This window comes from Sphingopyxis sp. (assembly GCF_035565275.1).
Taxonomy (GTDB): domain Bacteria; phylum Pseudomonadota; class Alphaproteobacteria; order Sphingomonadales; family Sphingomonadaceae; genus Sphingopyxis.
In genome coordinates, this window is sequence record NZ_DATMST010000085.1 from 41,856 (window position 1) to 50,877 (window position 9,022).

Consider the following 9,022-nt stretch of genomic DNA (forward strand, 5'->3'; position numbering starts at 1 on the left):
ATGCATCGAGGCCTCCTGGCCAAGCCACAATGAATGCCGTCGGTCGTCGTGAAGCATGACGCCTTGAAAATGAACGGATCAGCTATGCAATTCGATACGCGCAACATGAACCTCGCTCTCAAGGTGATCGACGAGGTCACTGCGGAGCGCGGCAAATCACCCTTCGCGGTGCTCGCACAAGGCATCATGCCGACGCGCCTGCCCGATCTCGGATATGACGAGGCTGTCCGCGTCGCGACGCTTGGGAGCGACCTGCTCAAACGGGCGGACGCGGTCGATGCAGCGGCCCTGCCCGGCGATCTCGGCCTGACCTTCGAGATCGCGCGCGGGCAGGCGAAGCTCTGGTCGCGCTGCAGCGACTGGTATTGGCTGATAATCGACGCCTCCTTCCCGGTCGCCTTCCTGCCGACGGTCTATGGCGGCGGTTATCTGCTCAACACCCTGAAATCCGTCTTCTCCGCCCTTAAGGTAAGATCGCGCGGCGATCAGCATCGCTATCTCGCGCTGGCCCATGATTATGCGCGGCTGGTGTCGCAAATGGAGGAACGCACGCGCGGGCAGGCCGAGCGCGGCATTTTCATCCCGAAGGCGCAGCTCGAGCATTGCGGTCCGCTGATGCGGAATGCGCGGGCCGCCGCAATCAACGACCTGGCGATGTCCCCCGACCGCGTGAGCGGCCCCGGCTCGGAAGATTTCGCTGCGCACCTGCAGGCCGCGATCGATACGGCGGTGCTGCCCGCATTCGACTCGCTCATCGCCTATCTCGAGGATTCCGCCTATGCGGCCAATGCGCCCGATACCGTCGGACTAAGCCAGTATCCGGGCGGCGCCGAAGTCTATGCCGAGCTGGTGCATTTGCACACCACGCTCGAGCTTACGCCCGAGGAAGTCCATGCACGCGGGCATGAACGCATGCGCGAGGTCAGGACCCGGATGCAGGCGCTGCTGGACGAGATGGCGTTCGAGGGCGATCCCCAGGCCTATCTCGAAGCGTTGAAGGCCAATCCGAAGTGGCGGGCGGAAACACCCGAGGGCATCGCGGACGTCTTCCAGCGGTACATCGACCGGATGGCGCCGAAGATCGAAGCGGTGTTCCGGTTCAAGCCCAGGGCGGCTTATGGCGTTCGGCCTCTCGCACCCGAGCTGACCGGCTCGATGACATTCGGCTATTATTCGATGCCGTCGCCGCACCAGCCCGACGGGCGCTACCTGTTCAATGCCGTCAACCTGTCGCAGGCTCCGCTGCTCAACATCGGCGCGCTCACCTATCACGAACTCGTTCCCGGACATCATTTCCACATCGCCTCGCAGAACGAGAATGACGAGCTTCATGAACTGCGCAAGAAGTCGAGCTTCTCCTCGTTTAACGAAGGCTGGGCCGAATATGCGGCGACGCTCGCCGGCGAACTCGGGATGTATGAGGAGCCTGCGGAGAAATTCGGGCGGCTGATGATGGATGCGTTTCTGACATGCCGGCTCGTCGTCGACACCGGGATGAATGCGCTGGGCTGGTCCCTTGAGCAGGCTCGCGAATATATGCGGGACCATAGCTTCATGTCGGAGCGCGAGATCGAATCCGAAACGCTCCGCTACTCGTGCGGCATCCCCGCGCAGTCGCTCGCCTACAAGCTTGGCGACACCTTCCTCCTCGATCAGCGTGAGCGGATGAAAGCGGCGCTCGGCGACTGCTTCGACATCCGCGACTTCCACGACTTGGTGTTGAAGCCGGGCGGATTGCCTTTGCCGCTGGTAGCGCGGAATGTGGATGCGGCGATCGGCTGATGGGCATATGCCCGGTATCCGCACCCCACTTCTAATCTCACCCACCCGCAAGGGCCGAATGCAAGCCACCCGATGACACGGAAAGAAGAAGCATGAAGGTCGCTGTCCTTGGCAGCGGCGTCGTCGGCGTCACGTCCGCCTGGTATCTCGCCGAGGCCGGGCATGATGTCGTCGTCATCGACCGCCAGCCCGGACCCGCACTCGAGACAAGCTTTGCCAACGCAGGCGAAATCTCTCCGGGTTACGCTTCGCCATGGGCCGCGCCCGGCATTCCGCAAAAGGCGATCCGCTGGCTGATGATGCGGCATGCGCCGCTGATCCTTCAGCCGGCGATCGATCGCGAGATGCTCGGCTGGCTGTTTGCGATGCTGCGCAACTGCACGGGCGCACGCTATGCGATCAACAAGGCGCGAATGGTGCGGCTTGCCGAATATAGCCGCGACCGGCTCATGGCGCTCCGCGCCGATACCGGCATCGCCTATGACGAGCGGATGCAGGGGACACTGCAATTGTTCCGGACACAAAAGCAGCTCGACGGGACCGCAAAGGATATTGCCGTGCTTCGTGCTGGCGGAGTCCCATTCGAACTGCTCAATCCCGAGGGCTGTATCGCCGTCGAGCCTGGGCTCGCCGCGGCGCGCGAGAAGATCGTCGGCGGTCTCCGTCTTCCGGGCGACGAGACCGGCGACTGCTTCAAATTCACTGGCGCACTCGCTGCGATGGGTGCCGAACGCGGCGTCCGGTTCCGCTATGGCGAAGCAATCCGGTCACTGGCAATCGACGGCGCGCGCATCGTCGGCGTCGAAACCGATCGCGGCCGGATCACGGCCGATCGCTATGTCGTGGCCCTCGGCAGCCATTCGGCGGCGATGCTGCGACCGTTGGGCCTCAAGCTGCCCGTCTATCCGGTGAAGGGCTATTCGATCACCGTCCCGATCGTCGACGCGGCGCGCGCGCCCGAATCGACGCTGATGGACGAAAGCTACAAGATCGCGATCACGCGGCTCGGCGAGCGCATTCGCGTCGGCGGAATGGCGGAGATTTCGGGATATAACAACGCGCTCCCCGAGCGCCGCCGCGCCACGCTCGTCCACTCGCTCACCGACCTCTTCGCGGGCGCCGGCGACATCGACGCCGCCAGCTACTGGTCGGGGCTGCGGCCGATGACGCCCGACGGTACGCCCGTCATCGGGGCGACGCCCTACGACAATCTCTTCCTCAATACCGGTCACGGAACCTTGGGCTGGACGATGGCTTGCGGGTCGGGCCGGCTGATCGCCGATCTGGTCAGCGGCCGCGCGCCCGACATCGAGGCTGAAGATCTTTCCATCGCACGTTATGGCGTGCGCTGAGTTTGCCCTCACCAAATGAAAGGAAAAACATGACGATCACTCGCATCCAGTCCGGCGCGCGCATGAGCCAGGCCGTCGTCCATGGCGACACCGTCTATCTTGCAGGTCAGGTCGGCGCTCCGGGCGAAAGCGTAACCAACCAGACGCAGGCGATCCTCGGCCAGATCGAGGCGCTGCTCGCCGAAGCCGGCTCGGAAAAGGCAAAGATCCTGTCAGCGACGATCTGGCTCGCGGACATGGCGGATTTCGCCGAAATGAACGCGGTCTGGGACAAATGGGTCGATGGGAAGGATGCGCCTGCCCGCGCGACCGGCGAAGCCAGGCTTGCGGCGCCCGCCTACAAGGTCGAGATCATCGTCATCGCTGCGCGATGACGAGCAATTCCTAAGTGAAGCCGAGCCTGTATCGAAAATGCCTTCGATCTGACCGCAAGCGGACAGCAGGCGTCTGACCTGAAATCGGGACGAGCAGACGGGCACCGACACCAGCCATTCGGTGGATATAAAGATGGAGCAAGTTTCCCATGCCGGTCGAGATCGATCCCTTTCATGCCATTGCCATCAGCCGGCTCGCACATCAGTTGCGGGCCGAAGGACGGTCGGTGATCCACATGGAGTTCGGCCAGCCCTCGACCGGCGCCCCGGCGGCAGCGATCAGGGCGGCGCACGACATCCTCGATACCGACGGCATGGGCTATTGGGAAAGCCCAGGGCTGAAAGCGCGGATCGCGGCACATTATGACGAAGCCTATGGGGTAGCGGTCGAACCGGAACAGGTCATCCTCACCTGCGGCGCTTCGCCGGCGCTGGTGCTTGCCCTATCCTGCCTGTTTGCCCCCGGCGCCCGGGTCGCGCTGGCGCGGCCCGGCTATGTTGCGTACAGAAACACCCTCAAGGCGCTCCATCTCGAGCCCGTCGAACTCGCCTGCGGCGAAGCCGAGCGGTTCCAGATCACCGCCGAGGCCGTCGAGCGCATGGAGCCCGCGCCGGACGGGCTGATCGTCGCGAGCCCGGCCAATCCCACGGGCACGATCATCCCGCCAGTGGAGCTCCGCGCCCTCGCCGAGGTTTGCAAGCGCCGCGGCATCGCGCTCGTCTCGGACGAAATCTATCATGGACTGAGCTATACGCTGCCCGCCGAAACCATGCTGAAGCACGCGCCGGACGCGCTGGTCGTCAACAGCTTCTCCAAATATTTCAGCATGGCGGGCTGGCGGCTTGGCTGGCTTGTCGTTCCCGAGAGGCTGATCGACGCCGCCCGCGCCCGAATGGGGAACCTCTTCCTGACCCCGCCCTCGCTCGCCCAGCACGCCGGCCTGATCGCCTTTGACTGCCGCGACGAGCTCGAAGGCCATATCGAAACTTATGCGCGCAATCGCGAACTCCTGCTCAAAGCCCTTCCCAAAATGGGTCTCCGGCGGATCGCACCTCCCGACGGCGCCTTCTATATCTATGCCGACGTCAGCCACCTAACGGATGACAGCCTCGCTTTCTGCGAAGCCCTGTTGCGCGATACCGGCGTTGCCGTAGCGCCCGGATTGGATTTCGATCCCGTCGATGGCAACGGCTTCATACGCCTCAGTTTCGCTGTCTCGACCGACTTGGCCGAAGAGGCCATCCGGCGCGTAGGGCAGTGGCTAATCGACAAGCAGCTTGCAGATACAGCCGCTTCTTGACCGTTGTCCCCGCGCAACCTGAACTGATCGCTATCGTGAACCAAGAAACGGCGGCCCAGAATGCCCCCAAGGGGGAGCCTTCATGCGGGTTTTGGCCGGTAGCAGTCGGGCACCTTTCAGAGCAAAATCGGAAGAAGCGGACTTTCGCGGCGATGTGATCTTAACGCCCAACGGTTGCGCGCGGTTGAACATTGACATCTCGCGAACGCGGCGGGCCGATGACCGCAATATCTTGAGGAGCCGGCGGTAAGGGTCGCCGATCGGCAGAAAGCTCATTCCTTGTCCGGCCCCTCTACCTGCTCTTCGGACGGCTCCTCATCCCAGTGGCGGTGCCAATAGGCAAATTGTTCCGCGATCCGGAGGTCGCCATCCTCGAGATAATCCTCGGCATCGGTCCATTTGGCCTCGTCGAGCCCTCTGCCGAAGCATGTACCTAGTTGGCGACAGAGCAGGTCGGTGTAGAAAATGACGGCGAGCATGTCATATGTATCCCAATCGAGGTCAGCGATCCGGGTCACGCCGACGCTGTCTTGCGATCGCCCCGCGCGGGTTGTCCGCGCCGCCCGCGCCGACGCGCATGTCGATGTCGTCACGGACACAAATCATATGCAGTTTTATGACGGCGAGAAGGAAGTGAGCGACGCCGTGTCGGTACTCGCTCCACTTCTCGGACAAGGTCGCGCCCACACACAACGCCTGGACCGCGATAAGATTCGTCATCCGATGATGGCCCGATAGGAAGGAGGGTCGGCAATCCAAAGATCAAGCTGGGATTCTCGCCAACCGACCGCGTTCTTGCTGAGGCGAATCTGGCTCGGAAAAGTGCCATCGGCGATCTTCTCGTAGATCGTTGATCGCGAGAGTCCCGTGCGCGAAATTACGGTGTCAAGGCGAACCAGCCGGTCGGGTCTGTCGCTCATAGCTTCCTCCGGCGCTGCTTGCTGAATTCGCGATCGCTCGCGACAAAACGCTCGATCATCGGAGGGATGAGCCGCTCGGGCGGGAGCGCCGTGGCCAGCCCGGTCAACTTGGCATGAACGGCGCCATAGTCCTGAAGGTCTCGCATTAACGCGCCCGGGAGCTCAATGGTCAACTTGACCGGCTTCTCGTTCATGAACGGGCCGAGGCGAAGGTTGCTCATCACCTGCCCCCGCTATTTTCAAGAACGAGATCGCGCGTCACGATGACGCGGAACGCGAAGCCAGGGCGCACAGTGAGCGTCGGGGGGACGGAAAGCTCTCGCTCGATAATTCGCCGCCCCGCCTCGTTCGTGCTGTCCTGCAGGCCGGACCGAAGCGCCCGGACAAGATCGCCCTCGCCGCCCGCGGCCAATTCTGTACCGACTCCGAGTAGCGACGAAACCAAGGCGGCGCGCAGCATGCGCCCCCAATGATTGTTCACGCGATCCTCTAGTCCTGCATAGCCGGCCGCATCGGCGCCCGGCTGACGATCAAGGCGAATGGACCGTCCTCCGGGTAAAATGAGCCTGTCCCAAGCGAGCAGTACCCGGCGCTGGCCCGCCGCGACCTCGCTGTCATACTCACCGATCAATCGAGCGCCCTGCGGAACCAGCAACAAGCGTCCCGTAGAACTATCGTAGACATTCTGCGTGACCTGCGCAGTGATCTGGCCGGGCAGGTCCGAGCGGATACCGGTAATCAACGCTGCCGGGATAACGGTTCCTGCCTGAATGACTGCGGCCGAGCTTGGCACAACAATGCGCTCACCGCTTTCGGTCGCACCACGCGGACCACCGGCGAGAAAAGCCTGCCGGCTCGTTTTTGCACCTTCTGGTTCATTTGCGGCCCGGGCTTGTGAAGACAGCGCCTCGGCTGCAGCCGTTCCGGAGATCGTGTCGCCGGTTCCCTCCAGGAATAGCCGACTGCCTTGGGCGGCCTCACGCTCCTGCATAGCGCGCAACCTTGCCTGTTCGCGAGCCGATTGCGCCGGGTCGGCTGGCGGCGGCCCCATCGCCGGCGCGGGCATCGGCTCGCCCGCCTTCTGCGCCGAGACGATCGGTCGGCCTAGATCGCCCGGCAGGGGCGGACCGAGTTTCGGGACGGCGCCATAATCGGCCGGCGCGCCGGTCACGGTCTCCGAGCGGTTCGGCGCCGCGACCTCGTAAAGTTCCTGCGCGGCTTTGGGATCAACTGGCCGCAGCGCCCAGAGCAAGGCGCCGCCGATTGCGATTCCTGCCGCCCCGCCCAGCACGGCGAGTGTCTTTCGCGACAAGCGCATCACGCTCGGCAGCTCGCCCTCGAGACGAAAGCCGTCGGGACTGGGGGGCGCTATCGCCGCCGCCTCCGCTTCGGGAACCGCGATACCTGCCTCCGCGGAATCGAGCTGATCCCCCGGCACGTCTTCGCGCCGGCTCACGGGCGGCCTCGCTTTACCGGCGTGTCGCGCGAGATGCGAACCTTCTTCGCCGCCTTACCTGCCCCGAGCCGTAGCTCGCCGCGTTCGAACAGCCGGTCGACGATCATGAAGCGGCCATCGACCCGGTAATTCAGGAGCTCGGCCGCCCCTTTCTCACCGACCGCAAACAGCGGCGGCATTTCGCCGGTCGCAACCGAAGGGCCGAACTCGACGAAGAGCTGCCGGCCGTCGTCGAACGCGCGCAACGGTCGCCATGCGACCTTGTCGCCGCTGATCCGATACGCGAAGTTGAGCGACGGCAGGTCGATCCCGCCGGCGACCGGCGCGGCCCGCACACGCTCGGCTTCGGCGGCGCGAAGCGCGATCAGCTCGTCCCGCGGATAGCGCCACGAAACAGCGGCCATATAGGTCGATGGCGTCGCGCGAAGCTCGACGTGATAAGTCCTGCGGCTCGTGTTGATGATCAAATTCGTGACAATGTCGGGCCGCGTTGGTTTCACAAGGATATGAACGCGCCGCGTCGCGCCTTCGCCGCTCAGCGTGTCGCCGATAATCCACCGAACCGTATCGCCGGCGGCGACCGGACCGGGCCCGACCAGCTCCTCGCCTTCCTGTAGCGCGATATCGGTCACCTGGCCCGGCGCGGTATAGACCTGGAACAACGCGCCCTCTGCCCAAGCATATTGCTGGATAGCATTGAGGAAGGTCGTGCGCTCGGGCTGCACGCGCGCTGCATCGTTGGCGCGACCGACCTGCGTGCGCGGATCGCCAGGTGCTGCGTGGAGGGGCAAAGCCAACAGTGCGGCGCCTACGAGCATTGAAATTTTGATCATTGGCTGAGCTCCTTGGAAAGATTGATGGCGGTCACTCGGAGACCGAGGGGATTTTTTTGCAGTGCCTCGGGGGTGCGCGGCGGCTGGATCGTGACGGTCACGATCGCCGACCAGCGCGAGGTCTCGATGAGGCCGCCGTCCTGATAACGGCGCTCGGTCCAGGCGATGCGGAAGCTGTCCTTCGACGCGCGGATCACGCTCGACACATCGACAGCGACCTGCTGCTTGCCGACCTCGGCGAACGGGTCGTTGTTGCGCGCATAATCGTTGAGTGCCTGCGCGCCCGACGTCGCCGCAAAATCATAGGCGCTGAGCCAGTTCGCGCGCAGCACTACGGGATCGGCGGGGATCGAGCGGATATGCTCGATGAAGCGCGCAAGGTGAAAGGCAACCTGCGGATCGGTGGGCGCATAGTCGGCGTCCGCCGGCGCGACCGCCCTCGCCTCGCCGAGCTTGTCGACCTCAACCACCCAAGGGGTGATCGTGCCGCGCAGCGACTGCCAGACAAGCGCCGAGGCGAGCCCGCCCGAAAGCGCGAGGCAGCCGAAGAAGGCGAGCCGCCAATTCTTCGCCTGGATCCGCGCCGAGCCGATCCGATCGTCCCAAATCTGCGCGGCGCGCTGATAGGGGGTCACCGGCTCGGGCGATTTTCCGTAATGTTGGTGTGGTCGTCGGAACATGGTCTCAATCCTTCTGGCTGATATCGGGGGCTGAACCGGCGCCATGGCTGTCGCCTTGCTTGAGTGTCTGCGCGCCGATCGTGGCGCCCGAGGTGATCGCCTGCCGTCGCTTCATGGCGGCGGCCCAAGCCGGCTGGCCGGAGGCTTCCGCACCGGTTGCAGCGGCGGGCGCCGCCTTGCTCGCCTGTCCGTCGGCAAAGTTCTGGCGAAGCTTGGCCGCGGCCTTACGCAAGGGCGAACCCGCGCCGCTCGCTGCGTCGCGCGCGACATTGGCCATGCCCGAACCAAAGGCCCGCATCCCGGAATTGCCCGCAGCACCGCGCG

At 64.2% G+C, this 9,022-nt stretch carries 11 protein-coding genes and 1 pseudogene; 4 read left to right on the forward strand and 8 right to left on the reverse strand.

The window, feature by feature from the left end; all coding sequences use genetic code 11:
• Positions 1-84 precede the first annotated feature (84 nt).
• The 4 genes from VN047_RS06575 (at position 85) to VN047_RS06590 (ending at position 4,809) form a co-directional block, all read left to right on the forward strand.
• Positions 85-1,782, forward strand: coding sequence for a DUF885 domain-containing protein (locus tag VN047_RS06575; RefSeq protein ID WP_325541269.1), 1,698 nt, complete (start codon positions 85-87; stop codon positions 1,780-1,782).
• A gap of 92 nt (positions 1,783-1,874) precedes the next feature.
• Positions 1,875-3,134, forward strand: coding sequence for a D-amino acid dehydrogenase (locus VN047_RS06580; RefSeq protein ID WP_325541271.1), 1,260 nt, complete (start codon positions 1,875-1,877; stop codon positions 3,132-3,134).
• 29 nt (positions 3,135-3,163) lie between these two features.
• Entirely contained in the window at positions 3,164-3,508 is a 345-nt protein-coding gene (locus tag VN047_RS06585; RefSeq protein WP_325541272.1) for a RidA family protein, read from the forward strand.
• 149 nt (positions 3,509-3,657) lie between these two features.
• On the forward strand, positions 3,658-4,809 hold the full coding sequence (locus tag VN047_RS06590; protein WP_325541274.1) for an aminotransferase class I/II-fold pyridoxal phosphate-dependent enzyme: 1,152 nt from the start codon (positions 3,658-3,660) through the stop codon (positions 4,807-4,809).
• A 272-nt stretch (positions 4,810-5,081) separates the two neighbouring features.
• Here VN047_RS06590 and VN047_RS06595 read toward each other — a convergent pair whose 3' ends face one another.
• The 8 genes and pseudogenes from VN047_RS06595 to VN047_RS06630 all read right to left on the reverse strand — a co-directional run.
• A complete protein-coding gene (locus tag VN047_RS06595; RefSeq protein ID WP_325541276.1) occupies positions 5,082-5,327 on the reverse strand; it encodes a hypothetical protein in 246 nt (81 codons plus the stop codon).
• Complete coding sequence (locus VN047_RS06600) at positions 5,311-5,529, reverse strand: hypothetical protein (protein ID WP_325541278.1); 219 nt, start codon at positions 5,527-5,529, stop codon at positions 5,311-5,313. The genes VN047_RS06595 and VN047_RS06600 overlap by 17 nt, the downstream gene beginning before the upstream one ends.
• Positions 5,526-5,729, reverse strand: a complete 204-nt coding sequence (locus VN047_RS06605) for a helix-turn-helix transcriptional regulator (RefSeq protein WP_325541280.1) — start codon at positions 5,727-5,729, stop codon at positions 5,526-5,528. Before VN047_RS06605 ends, VN047_RS06600 begins: the two co-directional genes overlap by 4 nt.
• Entirely contained in the window at positions 5,726-5,950 is a 225-nt protein-coding gene (locus VN047_RS06610) for a DUF2274 domain-containing protein (protein ID WP_325541282.1), read from the reverse strand. The genes VN047_RS06605 and VN047_RS06610 overlap by 4 nt, the downstream gene beginning before the upstream one ends.
• Positions 5,950-7,047, reverse strand: a complete 1,098-nt coding sequence (locus VN047_RS06615) for a TrbI/VirB10 family protein (RefSeq protein WP_414712674.1) — start codon at positions 7,045-7,047, stop codon at positions 5,950-5,952. The genes VN047_RS06610 and VN047_RS06615 overlap by 1 nt, the downstream gene beginning before the upstream one ends.
• A gap of 134 nt (positions 7,048-7,181) precedes the next feature.
• Complete coding sequence (trbG, locus tag VN047_RS06620; protein WP_414712673.1) at positions 7,182-8,018, reverse strand: P-type conjugative transfer protein TrbG; 837 nt, start codon at positions 8,016-8,018, stop codon at positions 7,182-7,184.
• Entirely contained in the window at positions 8,015-8,698 is a 684-nt protein-coding gene (trbF, locus tag VN047_RS06625; protein ID WP_054727777.1) for a conjugal transfer protein TrbF, read from the reverse strand. The genes trbG and trbF overlap by 4 nt, the downstream gene beginning before the upstream one ends.
• A gap of 4 nt (positions 8,699-8,702) precedes the next feature.
• Positions 8,703-9,022 (reverse strand): annotated as a pseudogene (locus VN047_RS06630) (P-type conjugative transfer protein TrbL); the annotation flags it as partial.

Bases quoted from the DNA above. Each gene is read 5' to 3' on its own strand.
- VN047_RS06610 (WP_325541282.1), bottom strand. From the start codon at position 5,950: ATGAGCAACCTTCGCCTCGGCCCGTTCATGAACGAGAAGCCGGTCAAG.
- VN047_RS06580 (WP_325541271.1), top strand. From the start codon at position 1,875: ATGAAGGTCGCTGTCCTTGGCAGCGGCGTCGTCGGCGTCACGTCCGCC.
- trbG (WP_414712673.1), bottom strand. From the start codon at position 8,018: ATGATCAAAATTTCAATGCTCGTAGGCGCCGCACTGTTGGCTTTGCCC.
- VN047_RS06615 (WP_414712674.1), bottom strand. From the start codon at position 7,047: ATGCGCTTGTCGCGAAAGACACTCGCCGTGCTGGGCGGGGCGGCAGGA.
- VN047_RS06590 (WP_325541274.1), top strand. From the start codon at position 3,658: ATGCCGGTCGAGATCGATCCCTTTCATGCCATTGCCATCAGCCGGCTC.
- VN047_RS06585 (WP_325541272.1), top strand. From the start codon at position 3,164: ATGACGATCACTCGCATCCAGTCCGGCGCGCGCATGAGCCAGGCCGTC.
- VN047_RS06605 (WP_325541280.1), bottom strand. From the start codon at position 5,729: ATGAGCGACAGACCCGACCGGCTGGTTCGCCTTGACACCGTAATTTCG.
- VN047_RS06575 (WP_325541269.1), top strand. From the start codon at position 85: ATGCAATTCGATACGCGCAACATGAACCTCGCTCTCAAGGTGATCGAC.
- VN047_RS06600 (WP_325541278.1), bottom strand. From the start codon at position 5,529: ATGACGAATCTTATCGCGGTCCAGGCGTTGTGTGTGGGCGCGACCTTG.
- trbF (WP_054727777.1), bottom strand. From the start codon at position 8,698: ATGTTCCGACGACCACACCAACATTACGGAAAATCGCCCGAGCCGGTG.